The organism is Paraburkholderia fungorum (genome assembly GCF_900099835.1).
Classification (GTDB): domain Bacteria; phylum Pseudomonadota; class Gammaproteobacteria; order Burkholderiales; family Burkholderiaceae; genus Paraburkholderia; species Paraburkholderia fungorum_A.
In genome coordinates, this window is record NZ_FNKP01000002.1 from 1,554,001 (window position 1) to 1,576,269 (window position 22,269).

The 22,269-nt window shown below is 55.9% G+C and carries 20 protein-coding genes and 1 pseudogene; 7 read left to right on the plus strand and 14 right to left on the minus strand.

Going from position 1 to position 22,269, the window contains the following annotated elements:
• Positions 1-313 precede the first annotated feature (313 nt).
• Positions 314-787: a hypothetical protein gene (locus BLS41_RS22835; protein ID WP_074768954.1), complete on the plus strand. Its 474-nt coding sequence runs from the start codon at positions 314-316 to the stop codon at positions 785-787.
• A 560-nt stretch (positions 788-1,347) separates the two neighbouring features.
• Here BLS41_RS22835 and BLS41_RS22840 read toward each other — a convergent pair.
• On the minus strand, positions 1,348-2,046 hold the full coding sequence (locus BLS41_RS22840) for an SDR family NAD(P)-dependent oxidoreductase (protein ID WP_074768956.1): 699 nt from the start codon (positions 2,044-2,046) through the stop codon (positions 1,348-1,350).
• 250 nt (positions 2,047-2,296) lie between these two features.
• Between BLS41_RS22840 and BLS41_RS22845 the strand changes: the two genes are divergently transcribed.
• Positions 2,297-2,569, plus strand: coding sequence for a hypothetical protein (locus BLS41_RS22845; RefSeq protein ID WP_074768958.1), 273 nt, complete (start codon positions 2,297-2,299; stop codon positions 2,567-2,569).
• Between the two features lie 334 nt (positions 2,570-2,903).
• On the opposite strand, the gene BLS41_RS38560 is transcribed toward BLS41_RS22845, so the two are convergent.
• From BLS41_RS38560 to BLS41_RS22870, 6 genes are all read right to left on the minus strand, one after another.
• Positions 2,904-3,716 (minus strand): hypothetical protein, encoded by an 813-nt coding sequence (locus BLS41_RS38560; RefSeq protein ID WP_143026343.1) that lies wholly within the window; start codon positions 3,714-3,716, stop codon positions 2,904-2,906.
• Complete coding sequence (locus tag BLS41_RS22850) at positions 3,713-5,293, minus strand: recombinase family protein (RefSeq protein WP_074768960.1); 1,581 nt, start codon at positions 5,291-5,293, stop codon at positions 3,713-3,715. The genes BLS41_RS38560 and BLS41_RS22850 overlap by 4 nt, the downstream gene beginning before the upstream one ends.
• 130 nt (positions 5,294-5,423) lie before the next feature.
• A complete protein-coding gene (locus BLS41_RS22855; RefSeq protein ID WP_143026344.1) occupies positions 5,424-5,804 on the minus strand; it encodes a hypothetical protein in 381 nt (126 codons plus the stop codon).
• 116 nt (positions 5,805-5,920) lie between these two features.
• The gene (locus BLS41_RS22860; RefSeq protein WP_074768964.1) at positions 5,921-6,883 is read right to left on the minus strand and encodes a plasmid partitioning protein RepB C-terminal domain-containing protein; all 963 of its coding nucleotides are present in this window, start codon (positions 6,881-6,883) and stop codon (positions 5,921-5,923) included.
• Positions 6,871-7,782 (minus strand): ParB/RepB/Spo0J family partition protein, encoded by a 912-nt coding sequence (locus tag BLS41_RS22865; RefSeq protein ID WP_074768966.1) that lies wholly within the window; start codon positions 7,780-7,782, stop codon positions 6,871-6,873. Before BLS41_RS22865 ends, BLS41_RS22860 begins: the two co-directional genes overlap by 13 nt.
• On the minus strand, positions 7,772-9,343 hold the full coding sequence (locus tag BLS41_RS22870) for a recombinase family protein (protein WP_074768968.1): 1,572 nt from the start codon (positions 9,341-9,343) through the stop codon (positions 7,772-7,774). The genes BLS41_RS22865 and BLS41_RS22870 overlap by 11 nt, the downstream gene beginning before the upstream one ends.
• 392 nt (positions 9,344-9,735) lie before the next feature.
• Between BLS41_RS22870 and tnpA the strand changes: the two genes are divergently transcribed.
• The 3 genes from tnpA to tnpC all read left to right on the plus strand — a co-directional run bounded on the left by tnpA (position 9,736) and on the right by tnpC (position 12,089).
• Positions 9,736-10,110, plus strand: coding sequence for an IS66-like element accessory protein TnpA (gene tnpA, locus BLS41_RS22875; protein ID WP_083379920.1), 375 nt, complete (start codon positions 9,736-9,738; stop codon positions 10,108-10,110).
• Positions 10,107-10,445 carry an IS66 family insertion sequence element accessory protein TnpB gene (gene tnpB / locus BLS41_RS22880; RefSeq protein ID WP_074762618.1) on the plus strand — a complete coding sequence of 113 codons (339 nt, stop codon included), beginning with the start codon at positions 10,107-10,109 and terminating at the stop codon, positions 10,443-10,445. Before tnpA ends, tnpB begins: the two co-directional genes overlap by 4 nt.
• Before the next feature lie 63 nt (positions 10,446-10,508).
• The gene (gene tnpC, locus BLS41_RS22885; RefSeq protein WP_074762619.1) at positions 10,509-12,089 is read left to right on the plus strand and encodes an IS66 family transposase; all 1,581 of its coding nucleotides are present in this window, start codon (positions 10,509-10,511) and stop codon (positions 12,087-12,089) included.
• Between the two features lie 1,514 nt (positions 12,090-13,603).
• Here tnpC and BLS41_RS22890 read toward each other — a convergent pair.
• The 4 genes from BLS41_RS22890 to BLS41_RS38565 form a co-directional block, all read right to left on the minus strand.
• The gene (locus BLS41_RS22890; RefSeq protein WP_074768970.1) at positions 13,604-14,767 is read right to left on the minus strand and encodes a M20 aminoacylase family protein; all 1,164 of its coding nucleotides are present in this window, start codon (positions 14,765-14,767) and stop codon (positions 13,604-13,606) included.
• Between the two features lie 31 nt (positions 14,768-14,798).
• On the minus strand, positions 14,799-16,028 hold the full coding sequence (locus tag BLS41_RS22895; protein ID WP_074768972.1) for a diaminopropionate ammonia-lyase: 1,230 nt from the start codon (positions 16,026-16,028) through the stop codon (positions 14,799-14,801).
• A gap of 202 nt (positions 16,029-16,230) precedes the next feature.
• Positions 16,231-17,370: a branched-chain amino acid ABC transporter substrate-binding protein gene (locus BLS41_RS22900; protein ID WP_074771126.1), complete on the minus strand. Its 1,140-nt coding sequence runs from the start codon at positions 17,368-17,370 to the stop codon at positions 16,231-16,233.
• Positions 17,371-17,428: 58 nt separating this feature from the next.
• The gene (locus BLS41_RS38565; protein ID WP_143026345.1) at positions 17,429-17,635 is read right to left on the minus strand and encodes a hypothetical protein; all 207 of its coding nucleotides are present in this window, start codon (positions 17,633-17,635) and stop codon (positions 17,429-17,431) included.
• A 200-nt stretch (positions 17,636-17,835) separates the two neighbouring features.
• Here BLS41_RS38565 and BLS41_RS22905 point away from each other — a divergent pair, with 200 nt between their 5' ends.
• Complete coding sequence (locus BLS41_RS22905; RefSeq protein WP_074768974.1) at positions 17,836-18,330, plus strand: Lrp/AsnC family transcriptional regulator; 495 nt, start codon at positions 17,836-17,838, stop codon at positions 18,328-18,330.
• Positions 18,331-18,367: 37 nt separating this feature from the next.
• Positions 18,368-18,958, plus strand: a complete 591-nt coding sequence (locus BLS41_RS22910; RefSeq protein WP_074768976.1) for a rhomboid family intramembrane serine protease — start codon at positions 18,368-18,370, stop codon at positions 18,956-18,958.
• 162 nt (positions 18,959-19,120) lie between these two features.
• Here BLS41_RS22910 and BLS41_RS22915 read toward each other — a convergent pair.
• From BLS41_RS22915 to speB, 3 genes and pseudogenes are all read right to left on the minus strand, one after another.
• Positions 19,121-19,848, minus strand: a pseudogene (locus BLS41_RS22915) (haloacid dehalogenase type II).
• 265 nt (positions 19,849-20,113) lie between these two features.
• Positions 20,114-21,013 carry a LysR family transcriptional regulator gene (locus tag BLS41_RS22920; protein ID WP_074768978.1) on the minus strand — a complete coding sequence of 300 codons (900 nt, stop codon included), beginning with the start codon at positions 21,011-21,013 and terminating at the stop codon, positions 20,114-20,116.
• Positions 21,014-21,109: 96 nt separating this feature from the next.
• On the minus strand, positions 21,110-22,102 hold the full coding sequence (gene speB / locus BLS41_RS22925) for an agmatinase (protein WP_074768980.1): 993 nt from the start codon (positions 22,100-22,102) through the stop codon (positions 21,110-21,112).
• Between the last annotated feature and the right edge of the window lie 167 nt (positions 22,103-22,269).

Sequence of the window (22,269 nt, forward strand, 5' to 3'; positions counted from 1 at the left end):
AAATTTAGTAAATTAATGTATCCCGCATTAAAATTTAATTGCCTTGCATATCAAATATGCGGAAAAGATAAGCTTAAAATGAGACGCCGGTACGCCGTCGCGGTGCTGAATTTTTCCGCGTCGGTTGCTGCCTAGGTGGTCCGTTGACACGTCGCCTAACAGCCACTGGACAGGTCATTATGTTTTCGAAGGCATCCGATATTAGGGGATTGGTTGGTCGGAACCGTCTCGAAACCAACCAGAAGGCGACCGATATACTTGGTTCGAGGAAGAACTAAATGGCTATTACGGACTTGGAGCGTAAGCAAATGGGATGGCATGGGTGAAATTGAATCGCCCGCTGACCAATGACGAGCGGATGCGTCAGTTGAAGATAGACAGAGCTGCTAGCGAGAAGCCGCGCGATGATTTTTCGGTATTCTCGATGAACGACATATTCCTCGAGAGTACGAACGCAGCATTCCAGCAGCCAGGCCTGTTCTCGTATGGGTTCGTTGCGGTCGTTATTGCAGGGCTGCTCGTGCTAACTGGAGGTATCTACTGTCTGACGGATACCCCACCGAATGTTGGGTCGACCGAACTCGCTTTTGCTCGACTGTTTATGGGACTGTTAACCCTTTTTGGTCTCAGCGTAGTGCTTGCAGGGCTTTGGGGGCTGCAAAAAGAAAACTTCACCTGGAGGCGCTTTCCAATTCGATTCAATCGACATACCCGAATGGTCTACGCGTTTCGTGGCGCAGGCTCGAAAGGCGTCATTGCTGTCCCGTGGGAAAAAGCGTTCTTCTAAGTGGAACGGCGCGACAAGGACGCAATATCGCACACAACAAGTTTCAATATTCGATGTCACGTGCTGGACTCGAGTCAGAATGTCACGCAGTCGTTCTCGGTCGGGAGTCGGGTCACAACCCTGTCGGATGAATCAACGGATAACGGCAGCTCGATTGTGGAAACCCTAAATGACCAGTTCGAATATTTGCGCCGCTACATGAACGACGGACCTGCCTTGCTCCCACACTCCGAACTTGTGCCGACAGCCGTATCGCTCAGAAACTCGTACAGACTCGTAACGCGCACGGTCCGGAAGGTGATTGCAGAAGGAAACGGTCCTTTGACGCTCCTGATATGGATTGCCAAGGCCGTTTGCGCTGCTGACCACCCTGCTTCACTATGTCGGACAAGTGACAAGTCGCGAACCAGTTTGGCCTGAAAACGTAAGCAGCGAATGCGAGGGACAACGCGGCGACCACGCGGCCGTCGCGCAAGCAGAGCGGAGTGCGACGCCAATAGCCTGCTGAATCAGTGCTTCCCCACTAGTGTGAGTCTGCTATTGAATACTATATTGGAGCATTAAAACTTCTCCGCCCATGGTCGAAGTTCGATTTCCCACGTCCACGTGCTTCGGTGCTGACGGTGAATATGGAGGTATTCCCTCGCAATGGCATCAGGGTCCAGCCATCGGTCATCTGCACCTGTGCCGTCGGATTGCGTACGGCTGCTAGCTATGCCGCCGTCGATAACAAAGTGAGAGACGTGAATATTCTTTGGCCCAAGCTCTCGCGCCATGCATTGCGCCATTCCCCGAAGGGCAAATTTCCCCATCGCAAATGGCGTTGACCCGGGTAGCCCCTTTACGCTCGCAGTAGCCCCGGTCAAGAGGATGCTGCCACGGCCACGAACCAGCATGCGTACAGTCGCGGCTTGCGCAACGAGAAATCCGCCGAGCGCCGTAACCTTGAAAGAATCTTCAAGCTTATCGGCTTCGATGTCTTCAATCGCTGCTCGATAGCGCCCACTAGCGTTGTAGACCACGAGGTCGGGGCAGCCCAGTTCTTTATCCACGCGCTCAAAAAGTGTTGTCACCTCGTCCGACCGGCTGGCATCACAGCGCACAGGCAAAGCGCCCGTCTCAGCGACGATATCGGTCAGCTTACTGATATCACGTGAGGCCAGCGCTACCTTCATGCCTTCTGCCGCGAACAGTCGAGCAAGAGAAGCGCTTAACCCGTGCCCTGCGCCCACTATCAGTGCAGTCTCGCTTTGATTCATGGCTTCCCTCCATTCCAGTCAGTGTCACTGCTGTAGGGCAGGACGTAACGTGCACACCCGTGGAAACGGCCGTTGCCCCTTGATTGGGCATCAATCTACCCCGCAAAACATCGCTGTCGCAGTTGCCTAGAATACGAGGTACGAATTTTGCTGAGGCCTTTCCGATGACGCCGCCAACTCGCTCAAGGGTACTCGGCCTGAGACAGAGTTTGTAGCCTTCACAGACCACTATCGCAGAAAGGTGCACGGCATGAACCGCGATTACGATTACATGGGTTATGTCATTCGAGTCAGCACAGAACCCATCATGGAGCCGGCGCTGCGGAAGTTGCAGATGATTGACCGAGGCTACATAGCATTGGTGGCGATTTACAAGCCCGAAGATTCTCTCCCGTGCTGCCCGGAGATGCGCCTCACGGACCTCGGCGATAGATGGTTTTCGAACGAGGTCGATGCGCTTATGCGAGGCTTCAGTGTAGGGCGACGAATTGTGGAAGATGGACTCGGCCGCAGGGCAGCTTGACCGCTGCAATTGCGTAGGTTAGCCGGAGTTCCAGGGGAGCCCCGCTCGTGCTCAAGTGAGGCGACCTAGCTTTATCCCAAGGTCACTCTAACTCCGCCATACAAAGTCCCAATCCCGCTCAGCGTTCCGGTCCGTCCGTTGACCGTCGGCATGCTCGAGTCGCCTGGCACCAAACGCGGCGCTAAACCCGCAATGGCGGGCCGCGGCGAGGTCACCGTTATGCGCCGCTTCCATACACGCTTCAACAGAGTCTATACCGAGAATTTCAACAGTGACCGAGCACACTCAAAACGTCGATTTGAAGATTGTTTGAAAGACCCGATACTTTCGGTCTCTATTCTGCGACGCGAATGGGCCGACGCGATGCACGTGGTGGACCTTCGCTCAATCGCATAAGCGAAGTGAAGTATTCAGGCGACCGAGTCGCGAGCCAGGTCCTGACTGACGCTCGCGAGAGTAGCTGACGTCCCAGCACGAGGTGCAGACTTCGCTCAACCAGCATTAAGGGATATTCCGGACCGAGAAGCCCAACAATGGAAACCGCTTTCTGCAGTTTCCGTTCTTGCCGCTGCAGGCTCGCAACGTAATCGCTGTCACGTCTCACGCTTCGACTTTGAGTAACAAGCTCTGCCGCAGGTGAAGCTACAAGAAGCGCCAAGGCGAAATCTCCCGTGAAGCAACGAGTTTGCCGCATCAGTTCGAGCACCTGGCGCCGTCGAAAGTTACTCATGCAGCAGAGGCAGAGCGTCGTGCGTTCGGGCAAACAATCAGGGGCCGCGAATCGGCTCTCTGACTGCTCCTGCAAAGGCACGTCGAATGTCGAAACAGGCTGCCGCCCGCCGACAGCACCGCCTTCCGAGGTTGTGTGGACGATTCGAGAGACCAGCATACTGGGAATCCGCTTTATGCCAACTTCGTCGAGAAGCGAGATGAATCCCGTGTCGCGAAGCAAGTCATCGAGAAGTCGTCGTAACCGACGATTTTCTTCCGCGACGTGCGTCATTGCGTTGGCGGTGCGTTTTGTGCGGATACATTGCGCCCGCATCACGTCCTGCATCCGTTCAAGTCGTGGCAAGCGGCAATATTGCGATGTCTTCGATACATCGCTCTGCTGGTCACCGATGACCGGGCGAGTACGCGCAGTCATCTACGCTCCAAAAAACGTCCAACCTGCGTCAGTCCTACACTGTCAGTCAGGTCCAGCAGAATACGCAGGTCAGAATGGCGCAACAGGTTGAAATCCTCTGCGTTGGGACCCACGAGTGTTGCGAACTTACCCGGCTGAATACGTCCGGCGGGAATGACAAAGAAGTCGAGAAATTCCCGGATACCCCTCAGCATCCGGCAATACACCAAAAAGTCGATATTGAACCTGTCTGGCCACCGTGCACTCCAGTACGGAGTTTTCCCATCGACCATCCAGGGGGCACGAGCAACTATCTGAAATCGAATCAGGTTGTCGACACAAAGCGTGAGTGACTGCTTCTCATATGTCACCAAGTGGCCTCGTTCGGCGAGAACTTCGGAAGTCACGCGTGCTAAAAGCGCTTCTGCGCGGCGCTCGATGTCGCGATTCTCTTCGCGCTCGGGATTCAGGTTTGGCGCATAGCCAATCTCGCGATATGCCGCGTTGAGACTCCCAAACTCTGCCGCCACCGCTCTGGCAGAGGGCGCCCGGCGGTAATGCTTGAGTAACTTCTGGCTAACCTTCCCATATTTACGCACGAGCATCCTTAGACCATCGAGCAGTTCGTCCCGGTCCGGTGGGCGGCGGTAGTCGGCGAAGCGTGTCTGCACCGCTGAGAAGGTCTTCTGGTCAACGATGGCAGGGAACGCCTTCGGAACAGTTATCCACTGTTCTTCCGGAACTCGGTGCCAACCACCCGCCAGTTTCGATGACGTCCGACTGTAGACGCCGACTCCGGTGTAAGCGGGATTATGGAGAATCTGCGCGATGTGTCGGGGCAACCAGGGCCCGTTATCGCCGTTGACCAGACCAAAATCATTGAGCCTCCTGGCGATTTGTGTGCAGTCTGCCTTCCCCCATGCGTACCACTCGAAAATCTTGCCGATGATACCTACCTGTCCCGCTGCTGCTGGCATCAGCGTGACTCGGTCCGTCCTGATACTTTTGTATTCGTATTTCTCAAGCGTGCGTGTCGAGCCGCGTTTTTCTTCGTACAGGACTCGCTGATACCCGTAAGGCGGGCGGCCACAGACGTGAAACCCGCGCTCTGCAAGCACGCAATGACCGAGGAACACCTTCCGGGACAGTTCCCTGCTGTACTCGGCCGCCATTACCCGCTTGAGCGTTTTCATGACAGGCGACATTGGACTAGGGTCCACTTCGAATGGTTCTGCCACATAGACGACTTTAACGCCGTGGCGTCTGCACAGGTATTCGTAAAAGGCCGATTCGTCGACATCCTGAAATCTTCCCCATCTACTCACGTCGTAGACAAGCACAAGTGAGAAACGGCGCTGCGGGTCGGCAACATCGATAAGAAGCTGGTTAAGTGCTGGCCGGGCCCGAAGCGTCAGACCACTGATGCCTGCATCTTCGTAATCCCTGATAATGCGAATTGACCGCCCAGAAGCGTATTCGGCAATAGCTTGCCGCTGAAATATCGGTGAGCATTGCTGCTGGTCCGTTGACATCCGTAGGTATTGAACAGCGCGCTGTAGCGAATGAGCGGGCTGACGCCCGCTGCGGCTAGGTTGCATTTCGGTGCTCCTTCATGCTCGCGCTGATGGATAAGCCGTCTGACCGAAGTGGCAAGAAAGGGTGACGCAGCCTGTATGCAGCAACAGGGGGGCCGTCGTCAGCCCGGGTCATCGGCTGTGTTGCCTGGTTTCAGGGTCCGTCGGCCAGTCCCTGTTTGGCCAGCTTGTCGACACATACTTTGTGCAGCGTCTGCGCACTAGGCCGCCGGTAATCGATACGCCAACTTCCCGCAAACAACTGGTTGAGCCACGTTTCATCGTTGCATTCCGGCTTCTGGAGAAACTCTATCGCGACCATGACCGAGAGCTTCGACAGGGCAGCTCGTTCCCGCGCAGGGCAATTTGCGCCGTTTGCACACAGCCAGAGCAGCACCGATTCTCCAAGATGCTGAGAAACCAACCATTCTCCAGTCCGTGCTCGTGCAATGAGTTGAGAAACCACCAGATATGCCAGCAGTTCCGCGCGCGCCTGGCCGTCGAGGTTGTAGGGAATTGAACCGTATGCGTCCATGTTTCTCATGCGCCTTCATTAATCTCTTCAGCGGCCTCAGTGTCATCGACCAGCGGTATCGTGCATCCGCTTCGGCAACGTCTGGTCACCCAGCCAAGTCTCTTGCCCGTCATCAGCTATCTCCCCGCTGTCTTTGCCTCAACCCTTCGAAAGTTCTTCGACCGGGGTTCGCGTGTACTGGGCCTCGAGCGCGCTGACTGTGCGTCACTGCTGATGGTGTCGAATTGAGTCGAGTAATCGGGATGATGCTCATCGAGCCATTGTCTGAGGCACCCATTTCCCATCAGTTTTGCAACGTAAGCCGCTGACACCGTGAGATGAAGATGTTCGATTCCATACCGCTCGTCGGTCTGGGCAACGGCAGTCTGAAGCATGGCGAGTTCACGTTCCAGCGTAGCGAGTTGCTCCGCAACTTCGCTCCGCACCTTCCGGTCGGAACCCGGCTCAAGCTGCTCCGGCGGAGTCGCTGCGACAATTGCTCGCGCGAACGACGACGTAAAGTTTCCCTGGCCGCACATAAGCTCAACTGCAGCAATCTGACGCAGCGGTTTGAGGAGCTTCAACGCTCTAAATGTAGTCGCCGGACACATCTTATCCCCAAGCAAAGCCGCCGCTTCCGGCGAAATACCTTCCAGCAGACTGGCTCGACGCTTGACCGTGTTGACGTCAATTCCCAGTACCTGAGCGATACGTTCCCTTGAGACACCCTGCCCAATTGCCCTGGCTATCATCCGCGCGTCCTGTGCAGAGGTTAGTCGGCTAATGTATCGATTGTATGTGTACGCCTCATCATCCGTTGCGATGATGCACTGTGCCTTCTCAAGGCCTAAGCGACGCAACGCCTCAATCCGCAGTCGACCGTCGAGAATACGGAACACCTCTGCGCTGCTTGAAATGCGCGCGACAATCAACGGCTCCACCAGGCCGACCGTCGCGATGGATGCCAGAATCTGCAGGAATTTTTTTCCAGAGGTGGCTGTTCTCGGAAGCTGCCTTGACGATTCCAGTGTATTCAGCTGAAGAATGACGGGCTGCGTTTCGAAGGTAGTTTTAAGGGGTTGGACTGTCAATGAATCCATGATTTAACCTCCCCACGGATACGTTGGTCGAGGACTCGGGGAAGAGTGGTAAGGCCCTCCTGCTCAAGCAGGGATACGAATTCGCGCTCGCGCATGAGCTCACGTAGCGCATGGACAATAAACGACAAACGCGCATGCACCAATTCAACTCTTTTTGCTAGAACTCTTTGACGTTCACTTTCCCGCATGTATAACCGACGTAATTGGTCCGGAGCCAATTCGTGTGAACGAGGACCGGAAGGACCGGCGTAGATGGGTAACGATTTTCCTCCCGCACGCGAACGACGGCTCAGTAGCCTGCGAACGACGGCCAATTGAGGACCTGTTAGCGTTCCCTCCTCATATGCTTCAACCAACGCGGACTGAACGTCGGCGTCATTCGCCCGTGAAATCTGGACGGCGATAGCGATAGGCATTGTTCCGGCTTCAACGGCGGTGATAAGTCTTTCCTCGCCCCGGTCCAGGAGAAACATCAGGCTTTCCAGATACGCAGGCGAGAGTCCCACTTTTTCTGCAACGATGTTGTCGGAGTATCCGCTCATTCGTAAGTTTTGGATGTCTCTCAGCAGCTCAAGCGTTGAGTGATTGCGTCTGGCGATGTTTTCCACAAGACTCATCACCAGACACTCGTCTTCAGGCTGGTCAATGATATTCGCGGGAATAGTGCCATACCCCAGTGCCTGCACAGCTTCAAGTCGTCCCTGTCCGCAGACGAGGTCGAACTCGAACGTATGTTCTTGTGATGTGCAAGGCGTTACTGTGATGGGTTTTTTCAGGCCCACCGCTGCGATGCTCTCCTGAAGCGTTTGTCTTTGGCGCTTGCTACGGCTCCGCGGATTGAGTACGCGAATGCTGCTAACACTGATATCCGAGATTGGAGCCAAGGCGTTATCTGACATTTAAAGCCTCGATGCGAGTCCGCGCTGTCAATTCAAGCAGGACACTCTCGTCCGGATAACGGAATGTTTCAAAAGGACTGCTGCTTCCCACCCTGACGGAAAGTGAGAATTCGTAGCCGGGGGGCAAGCTACCTCGCGGAAAGACGTAGAAATCGAGAGGCAGTTCAAACGCGGAGTCCTGACGCAGTACGACCAGAAGGTCCGGAGAGAAATAGGTTGGCCAGCGCACCCGCCAGCGAGGGCGGTGAGAATCGAACTGGACAACAAGGCATGTTGCGAATCTGACAACCAGTTCGTCATCGACGCGGATGGTCGTCTCGTCTCTTGATATTTCAATGACGTGGCCCAGCGCCTTAAGTGCACCGGTCGTCCTTTCTATGCATCCCTGAAGTGCGGCTCGAGACGCACGATAGACTTCACGCCCTGCACCGACGTAATCACGTTCAAACCCCACGCGCGCGTACGCGAACTGCATGCATCCAAAACGCCTCCAGTATGTCTTTCCTCCAGGCATTCCGGACGCATCGTCGATGGCCTTTGCACTGACGACCTCACTCGAACGGACGAAATCCTTTAACCTTTTCAGGATTTCGTCGTCGCTAAGGTTCTGCGTCCTGTTTATCCGAATTGCTTCTGCTGCCTTAAACGTTACCTGGTCTACGAGAGCTGGGAATGCTCCGTGTGCGCGCGACCATTCAGAGGGTAGGTTCCTATGCCAGTTCGCACCGAGCTTTTTGGAAGTCCTGCCATAGATATTGGTCCCGGCATATTTTTCATTGCTCAATATGCTTGTGATTTGCTGAGGATTCCAGGGGCGACCGTGGTTATTGCGCAGGCCGAATACATTCAGCCTGTCCGCAATCCTCTTGCATCCTAGTCCCTGAATAACGTACCAGTCATAGATTCGCCGAACGAGCGAAACTTCGCGTTCATCTCCGGGTACCACTATGACCCTATCGGACTGGAGATTTTTGCGTTCCTTGTCGCATAAGCGTCCCTTGACCGTGCCGTCTGATGCGAGCAAAAGCCGTTGCAGTCCGTATCCTGGCGCAGCTCCTTGCCAGAAGCCGCGCTCAGCGAGTCGGCATTGCCCAACGAACACTTTTTGAGAAAGCTCGCGACTATATTCACCTGCCATCGTTCGCTTAATCGTTTTCATTAAGGCTGCCGAAGCACTTCCGTCCCAAGCGAATTGCTCTGCGCAATAAACGACCTGAACGCCTGCCTCTCTGCACAGGTACTCGTAGTGAGCGCATTCGTCGACGTCCTGGAAGCGTCCCCATCGACTGACGTCATAGACGAGAACGAGACTGAACTCGTTGGCGCGAGATTGGACGTCCTGAAGCAGGTCAAGAAGAGCTGGCCGACCTTTGAGTGTTACTCCGCTCTTGCCCGCATCCTCGTACGTCGCGACGACAGTGATGCCTTGCTTCTCCGCGAAATCGGCAATGGCTAGCTTCTGATTTTCAGTCGAATACTCCTGATGGTCCGTCGACATGCGCACATATTGCGCCGCGAGTCGTCCAGCCAGAGACGATGACGAGCCGACCACGTGTTGCATTCCAACCTCCAGATGCACGCCGTCCTTAGTGATAGCTCTGTTGCGGTGCAAGTCAAGCAGTTAAATTAACTAATTTCTGATTTTTTGTTAGGGACCCAACCGCATCCCCCATCCGCGACCGATAGAACCAAATAGGCTTTTTTTTACTTCTGGCCACTGCTGAGGTTATTGCTGGGTATGTGGTTACAGACATAGCGCAACCTCCTCACATCAAACTATTTTCCATACGGGTCAGCGCTGCGGACATTGCAGATGATTGACCGGCGCTATATAGCATTGGCGCCGATTTGCAGTAAGCGCCCGGTCATCTCATCTTGAGTTGCGCTGAAAGTCGTGGGAGCATCGTGTGCACTTAAATAGGTGGACACGTGAACACTATTGAAGAAGGAGTAGTGCCTGGCCGTCGACGACGCCGGCGCTACAGTATCGAGTTCAAGGCTCAGGTTGTGGCAGCTTGCCAGGGGCCGGGAGTGTCGCTCGCGGCTATCGCGTTGCACCACAAGCTGAACGCCAATCTGCTTCGACGCTGGGTCGAGCAGGCCGAAACGAACGATTGTGTGCTTGTGGCCCGTAGCGACCTGACAGCGCCCCCATCAGCGGCGCGGACACCGACACCGGAATTTGTACCGCTGCCACTTGAGATGCGAAACACGCGTACAGCTGAGATTCGCGTCGAGGTGCGTCGCGCGGACCTGTCGATAACGGTGAGCTGGCCAACCTCAGAGGCAGCGCAATGCGCCGCCTGGCTGCGCGAGTGGCTCGCATGATCCGTATTGATCAGGTGTGGCTGGCAGTTGACCCGCTGGACATGCGGGCCGGATTCGATACGGCACTGGGTCGGGTGATCAACGTGTTCGGCGCCGCGCATCCACACCATGCGTACCTGTTCGCCAACCGGCGGGCCAACCGCCTGAAGGTCCTGGTTCACGATGGGATTGGCATCTGGCTGGCCGCGCGACGGCTGAATGAGGGCCAATTCGTCTGGCCGCGCGCCGGTAGCGAGCCCAGGCAATACGCGCTCACGCAGGAACAGCTCGAAGGTCTGGTAGTGGGTTTGCCGTGGCAGCGCATCGGCGCGAACGGTGTGATCCGTGTCATTTGAAGACGCCAGGGACGTAAACAGTCGCGCTTTCGCGCTCTCCGGGGTTCTGGCAGACTCGTCTGCATGGACCTGCCAGCCGACCTCAATGCTCTTAGCCCGGAACAGTTGCGTGCGCTCGCCACACAATTGATTGCGCGCGTCGAAGACAGGGACCGGGAGATCGAGGAGAAGACCCGCGAGGTCGGTGAGAAAGAGCGGGAGCTACGCTACCGGCAGACCCGGATCGACCAGTTGACCCACGAGATATCGATTCTCAGACGTTATCAGTTCGGCAAGCGCAGCGAGCAGGTCAGCCGCGATCAGATGAATCTGCTGGATGAGGCGATTGACGCGGATCTCGCCGCCATTGAAGTTGAGCTCGAGCAACTTCAGCCACAAGACACCACCGGGCCGCTACCCCAACAGCCGAAGCGTGCCGCGCTGCCGGCGCAATTGCCACGCACAGAGATTCGCCACGAACCGCAGAGCACCGTATGCCAGTGTGGCTGCGAGCGAGTGCGCATCGGCGAAGACATCAGCGAGAAGCTGGACTACACGCCGGGCGTGTTCACCGTGGAGCGGCATATCCGTGGGAAGTGGGTGTGCAGACACTGCGAAACACTGATTCAGGCTGCGGTGCCAGCGCACGTCATCGACAAGGGCATCCCGACCGCGGGACTGCTGGCGTCAGTGCTGGTTGCCAAGTACGCCGACCACCTTCCGCTGTACCGTCAGGAGCAGATCTTTGGGCGAGCAGGCGTCGCGATTCCGCGCTCGACATTGGGCGCATGGGTCGGCACGTGCGGCGTGCAGCTAGAACCGCTGGTCGACGCGCTGCACCAGGAAATCCTGCAGCAGGGTGTGCTGCATGCGGATGAGACGCCGGTACAGATGCTCAGTCCGGGCAAAGGCAAGACACATCGCGCGTATCTGTGGGCATATACGCCGACGCATTACAGTGAACTGCGCGCCGTGGTCTACGACTTCGCCGACAGCCGTGCAGGCGAACATGCCCGCGCGTTCCTCGCTGGCTGGCAAGGCAAACTGGTATGCGACGACTACAGTGGGTACAAGGCTGGATTCCAGCAGGGCATCACTGAAATCGGATGTGCGGCGCACGCGAGACGCAAGTTCTTCGATCTGCACACTAATCACAGCAGTCAGATCGCCGCGCAGGCGCTGCCGTTCTTCGCTGCGCTTTACGACATCGAGCGTGATGCCGTAACACTGCAAGCTGAGGAACGCTACACCCTCCGGCAAAGTCGGGCCAAACCGGTTTGCGACGCACTTCACGAATGGATGACGGCGCAGCGCAAGCTGGTGTCGGAAGGCTCGGCAATTGCCAAAGCGCTGGATTACAGTCTTAAACGATGGGATGCGCTGACCCGCTATCTCGATGATGGTCACGTGCCTATCGACAATAACTGGGTTGAGAACCAGATACGCCCTTGGGCTATTGGCAGGTCGAACTGGTTGTTCGCTGGTTCACTTCGAGCCGGAAAACGAGCCGCAGCCATCATGAGTCTGCTACGTTCAGCGCAACTGAATGGGCACGAACCACACGCCTATCTGAAAGACGTCCTCACACAGCTGCCAACCCACAGGGCCAGCGATATCGCGACATTACTGCCTCATCGCTGGCAACCAGCGGACCCTGTTCGATAATTCAATTCGTCAAGGCGGGTTTGCCGGTCGCTTACGATTTGCAGCCCTCGGCGATAGATGGTTCTCGAACGAAGTCGACGCGCTTGTGCGCTGCTTCAGCGTACGATGGCGAATCGTGGAAGATGGACGGGGCCGCAGGGCAGCTTGACCGCTGCGACTGCGGAGGTTAGCCGGTGCTCCAGAGAGGTCTGGCTCGTACTCAGGTGGGGCAACATAACTGCGTAGCAAGGCCATTTAGACTTCGCCCTACACAGTCGCATTCCTGCTCAGCGGACGATAAAAGCCGGCTCACCAGGGAACAAGCTTTTGGGGGCAAACTCGACACATCGCAGCGACAACGCTCTCGCCCTTAGATATGCCGGTGGCAACGCTCTGCATCGCCCATAGCGTCCTCCCTGGTAAGCAGCCGCGCAGCGGTCAATGATGTTTGCAAGCGAGTTGCTTCGGCTATTCCATCACCCACCAGTCGTCGTGACTCAATAAGGAATAGCCTACGAAAGGCAACGTTCAAATAGCAACCCCATCCTCAACCAAGATATCTTTTTTGAGGTTTGGTCTGAAATCTATAGGTAAGCATCGGGTCCCCTAGACGCAATCGTCGAAGGTTCCTTCCGCCGTTACACCAGCTCCGCCAGACTATTTCGGGTCCCGCGCCTCTAGCTTCGCCAGCGCGTCCGTTTTCTCAGGACCCATCCCCGTGGTACGGATTTCCCTAGCGCGCCACCGGTCACTCCCCGTCCGCGCTAGCGGTCACTCACCGAAGCCCTTCATTCGAAAGGGGCGGCCCTAAACGTCGGACGGCTCGTGCTCGGCGACGCGTGACAGACTATTTATATCATCCTGAATCCGAGGATGCCATGGCTCACGGAAACTATCTTTTAATTCGAATTCGTTCGACGGAAGTCACCCATAGACAAAAGAAAGAATTTTTAGCCCATCGGTTCGCTGGGGGTTTCGTTGCCTTTGTGAGGGCTCCGTCTCGGGTGCTTGCGTCGCCGCTCGACGGAGTCATGGTTGTCGGCCCGAGCCGCATATTTTCGGGCAGACTAGCTGCCAATATGCCCTTCAAATGTTCATCCAACGGTGCGATGAAAAGCAAAATTCAGGAACTTGGTGTCAACTAAAAGCACGCGTTTCGCTGCTTGCAAGTTTCGTCTGTTCAATGTGGATAGGTTTTTTCCTGTCTGTTTTGTTTCCATGGCTGCACCTGGAAAGTCATGGCGTCGAGCTGCGCTCATCAGCGGATTGCAGAGAATCCTGTTCACATCTTGGCAGCACGCAAACTTTCGTCACATCCTCGTGAACACTTCGAGATTGCTTGTGCTGGGCTGGCTCTGGACCTGGCCTAAGGTCACGAACTTTTGGGATGCCACAATAGGCTCGATGCCCGCAGCCGGAAGTTGTGCATGGCTATTGGGCGCGCCATACACGATTCATGTCGGTGCAGGCGGCCTGTATATCCGCGACAACGGCGAAGCTCTCGCACGGTACTCTGCACGGTGCAAGGCGCCCAGTTAGCGTTCCAGCAATGCTAAGCGCGCTAACTCGGCGAAATATTGCGAGCCGACCGACAGGATATCGTCGTTGAAATCGTACTGCGCATTGTGCAGAGGTATGCCTCCTTTATCGGTAGCAATACCGTTGCCAATGAAGATGAAATTTCCGGGTACGACTTGGAGGAAGGCACCGAAGTCTTCCGAAATCATCATCGGAGCAACGTTTGCATCAACATTCTTGGCTCCGGCGACATTCGCCGCAGCAGTAACGGCGACTTCGACGAGCTCTGGTGTATTCACCGTAGGGACAAACTCATGCGTGTACTCGAAGTCACATTCGACTCCATGCATGCGACAAACGCCTTCGCTGACTTCGCGCATCCTCGTACTCAGTAGTCTCTGGACGTCTGGCGAGTAGCTCCGCGTGTCGCCCTTGATGACAACGTTGGACGGAATTACGTTGCGAAGACCATCAGTGATGACTTCTGTGCAGGAGATGACCGCTGAAAGACTCGGGTCAAGGTTACGCGAAATGATGGTCTGCAATCCAAGGACGATTTGCGACGCAATAACGATTGGGTCGACACCCATATGGGGGCGAGCTGCGTGCGTCCCAACGCCTTTGATGTGAATGACAAAGTTGTCTTCACTGGCCATGATGCCACCGGCCCGTGTTGAGAAACTGCCAGCAGGCATGCCCGGCATGTTGTGCGCGCCGAAGATAGCGTCGACCGGGAATCGCTCAAACAGGCCGTCCGCAATCATTGCCTTGGCACCTCGACCATGTTCTTCCGCTGGTTGGAAAATAATGCGGACAGTCCCGTCGAAATTCCGCCGTTCGGAAAGCAGCTGCGCTGCACCCAAAATCATCGCCATGTGGCCGTCATGGCCGCACGCGTGCATCTTTCCAGGTGTGCACGACGCATATGGCCGATTCGGCGCGTTTTCTGTGATGTTGAGCGCGTCCATTTCAGCTCTTAGGCCAATGACTCGCTTTCCATCGCCGACCTTAAGATTAGCGACAAGTCCGGTTCCGCCTATATTGCGATGTACCTCGTAGCGGAGTGTCTTGAGAATTTTTGCGACATATTCCGAGGTTTGGACTTCTTCGAAGCCAGTCTCCGGGTTGCGATGCAACTGCTGGCGCCAACCCTTTAGCTGCTCTTGCAGGGACGTTTCCATGGGAATTTCCTTGGTCGTTACTTTTGGCGGTTCAGTGTTCCAGAGCCTTCATCCATTCACGCTGGCGTGCGAGGACTGCTTCGGCAGACTCTCCGACTAGCTCGCGATACACTGAGGGCGCTGTCGCTCCCTCGGTGTTGATAACTAGCACATGGGAATCCGCACCAAGTCCAACGGCAGTGGCGAATTCGGGGCTGCGCATCAGCACCGTCAAGCCCGCGAAGCCCGCTGCGCCAGATTCACCCACGACGAGCGGTGGGTCGCGGTCCGTCCCGGTCGAGAGGGTTCGCATCGCATCGATGGCGTCGTTGTCACTGATGGTCATGAACTGGTCGACGCAACGCTCAAGAATTTTCCAGGCGAGTGGCGATGCCTCGCCGCATGCGAGCCCGGCCATCACCGAGTCGACAGTGCCGGTCGCAGTGGTGGCGTGGCCTGCAATTGCGCTCTGGTAAAGGCAATCTGCCTGCTGCGGCTCGACTACGATAAATTGAGGCCGTTCTGCACCATAGTGTTCCCAAAGATAGCTTGCGACGCCTGCAGCGAGGCCACCGACTCCGCCCTGAAGGAAAACGTGGGTGACAGGCGAGCGCGAGGTACTGCTCTCGAGTTGGACAATGGTTTCGCTTGAAATCACGCCATAGCCCTGCATGACATCGCGAGGAATTGCTTCATAGCCCTCGTACGATGTATCCGACACGACGTTCCAGCCATTTTCCTTCGCCAGTTCCGCAGCGTACTCGACTGACTCATCGTAACCGCCCGCAATACGGACAATCTTCGCACCATACTGAGCAATTGCTTCTTCGCGCTCGGCACTGACGTTTGCATGAAGAACAATCACACACTGGCAACCGATATCCCGGGCAGCAGCGGCCAGCGATTTCCCGTGGTTTCCATCGGTCGCGCTAATCACCGTTACATTTGCAAGCAGTTGGGAATATTTTCCTGCAACAAGGTCTCGCGGATTCAGATTGTGGGTGTGCCACTGCCGCAGCAATAGACGCATCAATGCAATCGGCGCACCCAACGCCTTGAAACTGCCAAGCGGGGAACGAAACGACTCGTCCTTAAGACTGATGCTTGCCACGCCCAGCGCGGCCGCCATATCCGGCAAGGACCATAACGGCGTGGCCGTTCGGTTAATCTGGTCCCAACTGAAAAGCCACGCGCCGCTTTCGTCCGCTGCCTTTTTGTTCAGAATTTCTTGTAAATCCTCTGGGTAAGCAGAGCGCAACGAACGGGGATTGGTTAAAAGCATCGGGATAACTCCGTATTACAGCGAAGCAGTAGCGTCGCGTTTCATCATCGAAAGCGACTGGTCTAAGCCCAGTCAAGATGAAGAGATAATATTGCGTTCGCCGGTTAATTTGTAATCGAATTCATCAGCAAAAACGAGATAATTTCTCGTGACAGGGGCTTTTTAGGACGAGCTGCTTGGCATCACCGCTCATCACTTCCGCTTACTTGCGTACGACAGACTTGTCCGTCCATTCGCCCTTCACAAACTGGCGTACAGTAATTGCGCCATTGCGAATGTCGCCTGCCGTGTCGAACTGAATAGGTCCTGTCACGCCGTCTGTTTTGACTGACTGCAACTTCGCTAGATACACCTTCGGGTCTGTCGAATCGGCGGCCTGCATTGCGGCTGCTATGGTCATAACCGCGTCGTAGGCATACGGCGCATAGAGCTGGACCGGTGCATTGAACCGTTTTTCAAATCGATTGAAAAACGCCGTGCCTTGCGGCATTTGTGAAGGAGGAACGCCGGCCAGCGTGCAATACACATCACTCGTCATTGTGGAACCGGCAAGTTTGATGAATTGCGGGGTGCATGCCTCGTCGCCGGCGATGAACTTCACGTTGAGTCCAAGTCTACGCATCTGTTGAACAAACGCTGCAGCCTGGGTGTCACCGCCAGTGAAGGCAATGCCATCTGGGCGACGACTCTTGATGCTCGTCAGAATTGCCATCCAGTTTGTCGTCTTGTCGCTGCCGAATTCCCGGCCGACGACCGTCCCACCATCTGACTTGACCGATTTTTCTATTTCGTCGGCGAGCCCCTGCCCGTACGCAGTCCGGTCGTCGACGATGACAACCTTGCTCGCCTTCAGGTCATGGACCATATAGGAGCCCATTACCGAACCTTGTCGCACGTCGTTTGCGACCATGCGAAAAACGTTCTTGAGACCTCGCTGGGTCAACAGCGGGTTAGTAGCCGACTCGGTAATCATCGGGATTCCGGCATTGCCGTATATCGTGGAAGCCGGAATTGACGTACCAGAGTTTGCGTGGCCGACCACCCCTGCGACCTGGTCATCGACCAGCTTTTGAGCGACTGTCACTGCCGTCTTCGGGTCCGCAGCATCATCCTGTGAATCCAGAACGAAGGTCACCTGCTGTCCGCCAATCCGCAACTTCCTGCTGTTAAGGTCTTCAATCGCGAGACGAACGCCGTTCTCGTCGTCCTTTCCGATGTGCGCCAGTTCTCCTGTCAACGGAGAAACCTGGCCGATTTTGACCGTAGTATCGGCCAATGCTAAGGTCGCCGTCGTGGTGACTGAGGTAGCAAGAAGGAGTCGGCAAAGCAGTTTGGTTTTCATGTTTATATAGTCATACTGAAAGAGTATTTGCTTATCGTCGTTCGAACGAAAGAGTCCTTTAACCTGCCTTGCCCGTAAATTTCTGGTCGAAGCTAGCTGGCGTTGCATGCTCAAGGTAGGTGTAGGGTGGAAGCGTTTCATCGCTCCCGACCGACAGAACTCCCGGTGCAAGCGTGGACGCTGCATTTGCGGATATGCACGCACCAGCGAAAGCGATAGCAGTGGCGCTGAGAGAGACAATGCTGGCAAGCAGTCGAAGTTTCATTGTTAGCTCCGGTTTTCATCGGGCGGGGAACGGGGCAGGTTCGAACCCGCCGGCAATTGCTCTGTGACTCACCTCGCCATCGATTTGGGCGAGCAGTCCGGATATCACAGCAGGACCTAAACCCGCTTGACAAGAAGAGTTTATTGCGAGACAACCTTTAATCTTTATCTAAAAATGCTCGACTTTCGATAAAAATTCTCATGCCACCGACCTTGCGCAATTTGGAACTGGACGATTTCGACCTGAAAATTCTGGCAATCGTCCAACGGGATAATCAGACGCCCCATAGGGAAATAGGTCAGGAAATCAACCTGTCGGTGCCATCGGTCGCTCGTCGCCTGCAGAGGCTAAGAAGTGCGGGTGTGATTGCAGCAGACCGCAGTGTCCTAAGCCCCAATGCGCTCGGTGCGCGAGTGACGATAATCACGCACGTTCAGGCTGAGAACGAGGCAATCGAGTTACTCGACGCGATGAAGGCGAGGTTTGAAGCGTGCGAACAAGTGCAGCAGTGTTATTACGTGACGGGCGACGTCGACTTCATTTTGATTTTTTGTACGCGCGACATGGACGAATACACTTCGCTGACCAGGTCGCTTTTTTTCGCTGAAGGGAACGTCAAAAGCTTCCGTACGTTCGTTGCGATGGAACGGGTCAAGACGACTCTTAATGTTCCCATCGAATCAAAGAAACCTTAGGATTACGGAATTAAATAGCCAGGTTTTCAAATTACAGATGAAAAACAAATTTCAGGAACTTGGTGTCAACTTAAAAACACGCGTTTCGCTGCTTGCAAGTTTCGTCGGTTCAATGTGGATAGTTTTTTTCCTGTCTGTTTTGTTTCCATGGCTGCACCTGGACAGTCATGGCGTCGAGCCGCGCACCATCAGCGGATTGCAGGGAATCCTGTTCGCGCCCTGGCTACACGCAAACTTTCGCCATATCCTTGCGAACACTTCCGGATTGCTTGTGCTGGGCTGGCTCTGCACCTGGCCAAAGGTCTCAAACTTCTGGAATGCCACGATAGGCTCGATGCTTGGGGCAGGGATATGTACGTGGCTACTGGGAGCGCCTTACACGATACACATCGGCGCAAGCGGACTGGTCTTCGGTTATGCCGCGTACCTTGTAGGGCGCGGCCTTTATATCCGCGACATGCTTTCGGTAGCAGTCGCGCTCGTCGTGGTCGCGGCGTATGGAATGACGATGTTCATCGACGCGTTGCCACTGACGCCGGGCATCTCGTGGCAAAGTCATGTCGGAGGTGCGATTGGCGGGATTCTGGCCGCCCGTGCGGGTCGGGTGTCGCGCGCCAGCCTACGCTAGCTGCAACACATCCATGCATGCAGCGTAGAGCAGACAGGTTAGCCGTGGGTATCCACCCACGCGGCCGCCCACGAAATTCCGAAGGCCCGAGCCTATTCCTCGGTTTCGCAGGTAGCAAGTACGCCCGAGCCTTCGATTAGCTTTCTGCTAGACGTGTGCATGTCAGGTGGGACAATCTAACTGCGCAGCAAGCTCTGCCAGACTTCCGACCACGTAGTCCCAGTCCTTCTCGGCTTTCAAATCGGTCTGTTGGCCTTGCCCGTGTTCGAGCGGCCGGACAACGAAGGCCGTTTTTAGTCCGCATTGCCGTGCTGCAGCGAGGTCGCCATTATGCGCCGCGACCATGCAGACCTCGGCAGGGCTCAGACCGAGAATCTCAACGGTGTCTGAGTAGACGCGCAGCGTCGGCTTGTACGCTTTAACGACTTCCGCGCCGAGAATTGCATCCCAAGGTAGCGCAGCCCGCTTGGCCATGTCGACCATCAGTCGGATGTTCCCATTAGACAGCGGCGCGACGATAAATCGACGCTTTAGCCGCAACAGCCCCTCGACAGAATCAGGCCACGGACCGAGTCGATGCACCCAAGTTTCAATTCGGCCAGTTCCTCCGCCGGAATCGAGCCCACCTTGATGCCAAAATCCGTCAATACCTTAGTCAGGTTCTCCATGTGCAACAAGTCGAGCCTGACGAACGCGCGCCGGCCACTCCGAATTTCTTCCATGGCGGGCGAATACTGACGTCGCCAGGCATTGGCGAGTTCAAAGGCATCGACAGAACTTGCGTGGCGGGCGAGGAACGAGTCGACGTCGTGCGCCACGCCGCTTCGCCAATCAACGACAGTGCCAAAAACATCAAATAGTAGCGCTTTGATTTCAGAGGTATCCGTCATTTGGTGCCTCTCGACCGCGCCGTGACAGGCGAAGAGCGGCAGGTTGAGGCGCCAACGGACGAAAAGACGCTGCCACTAATGTCTTGTGGACATTTGCGCATGGATTCGCCCGACTACCTAGACGGTGTTTTTGGCACGGAGCCGGCAGCTATGGACCATGCCATTGATGAGTTGCTACCGCCTGTACTGGCAAACGCAAGCTGAAAATAACCAGAAAGTTGTGAGCCTGTCAGCGGTCTGTTCAGTCAGGATTTGACTTGGCAAGTCACTCGTCGGGGCGTGCAGACATGCTTTCGACCATGAGACTCGTCGTAGCATCGAGCTGCTTGCCCTGTCGCGTGATAACGCTAAAGAGCGACGAATAGGAGAACGCGGACGGAGCAAGGGAAAAGAGCTCTCTTTCGTCAACCCACCGCTGCGCGTAATGGCATGGCAGATAACCGATGTATGTACCCGTGAGCAGCATCGTCAGGATAGCCTCCATCGAGAATGCAGTCCCCACGCGGTTAAACGCCACATGCCGCGGCTTGTTGCTCTCCAGCATGTAGCCTCGCTCGACATACGGCGCCTCGGCAATCGCCTCCATCAGTCCGACCCCGGACGCCGTCGATAGCGGATGACTTTTCGCGCAATAGAGATGCTGCTCCTCGGAAAAGACAGGCGTGTAGACGAGTCCCGACAGGCGGTGGTGGAAAGCTCCAATCGCCAGCGCGATTTTCTCATCTAGCACCGCCTTTTCGAGCCCGTCAGGCGGCATGACATGCAGCGTCAGATGCGTCGACTCTAACCTCTTGCGAAAGCGCTGCAGCGCCGCGACCGTCGGTGAGCCCGGGTATGAGAGCAAGCCGTCGACCACCCCCAGTGCCAGTCTCGCGGTAGGCTGGCCGCTTAACGCACCCACGCTGTCAAGAAAGCGGCTCACATCGGAGAACAGGACGCGGGCTGCCTCGTAGACCGCTAGCCCCTCTTCCGTCACCTGAAAGCCCTGTCGTCCACGGTGACAGAGCTTGGTGCCAAGCCGGACTTCAAGGTCGCGAACCATGATGCTCAGGCGCGGCAGTCCCGTATTAAGGATTGTCTGGGCGGCGGTGAAACCACCGGCCTCGACAATCGTGCAGAACACGCGCAATGATTTCAGGTCGATGTCTGAGAGATTTCCAAGCATGGTTATCGTAAGCGATGGCACTCCGCCAGCCGCTTGAGGAAGCATGCGCGCACATGAGCGTTAAGGCTGCTTACGCGTCAAAGCGCTGACGATAAATCAGTTTTCTGCAAACGCAGGCTGTTCGCTCGCGATTGTACGACGTTGAGCGTGCGCTTCGGCAATCACGCAGAGCAATTCGAACATCATCGTGGCGCCCACCAACGCCGTATTACCGCTCGGGTCGAACGGTGGTGAAACTTCGACGACGTCGCCACCAACCAGGTGCAGGCCACGTAGGCCACGCAGCATCTGCTGCGCTTCCAGCGTCGTGATGCCACCAATTTCCGGGGTACCGGTACCCGGTGCAAAGCACGGGTCCAGCGCATCTACATCGAAGCTCACATACGTCGGCCCGGTGCCCACGACACGCCTCACTTCCTCGAGAGTTGCCGCGACACCGATATCCGCAAACTCCTCCATTTGGATAATCCGGATACCAGCGGCCTTTGCGAAATCCAGGTCGTCCGCGGAATACACAGAACCGCGAATGCCAATCTGCACGGTGCGATGCGGGTCAAGCAGACCTTCTTCGACGGCACGTCTGAAAGGCGTTCCGTGAGTGTACGGGTTGTCGCCAAAGTACGTATCGTTGGTGTCCGAATGTGCATCGAAATGCACCATCCCCACCGGCCGGTCTTTAGCTATCGCTCGGAAGATAGGCAGGGTAACGAGGTGGTCTCCACCCGCCGAAATGGGGATTGCTCCTGCCCGATGAATAGTCGAGAAGAATTGTTCAATCTGCCTGAGCGAATCCAGCAGGTCAATTGGGTTCACGGGCGCATCCCCCACGTCGCCGACACGCAGAAGGTCATACGGTGCAATGCCGCTCACGTGATGAACCCGGCGCATGAAGCTGGACATGTTGCGAATCTCGCGCGGTCCATGCCGCGCGCCAGCCCGATTTGTCGTACCGCCATCCCAAGGGACGCCGACAAGAGCAATGTCGACGTCCGTGAGATTAGTCACGGTTGGCAGACGCATGAATGTCGGAATGCCGGCGAACCGCGGCACGAGTCCCGCATCAAGCGGTTGAGGCAGATTGCTGGCCATGAAAGCTCCTTGAGGATGGGTCCGCACCTGACAAACGTAGCACCAAGCCGAGTCATGAAAATTTTCGGATGAAACAAGTCAGCTTTCCTTTCTGCGTAACTACGCATGTCGCTTTCGCAAGTCGATAAGTTGACTTTATGCCGCCGGAATTGATGAGGGATTTTGAC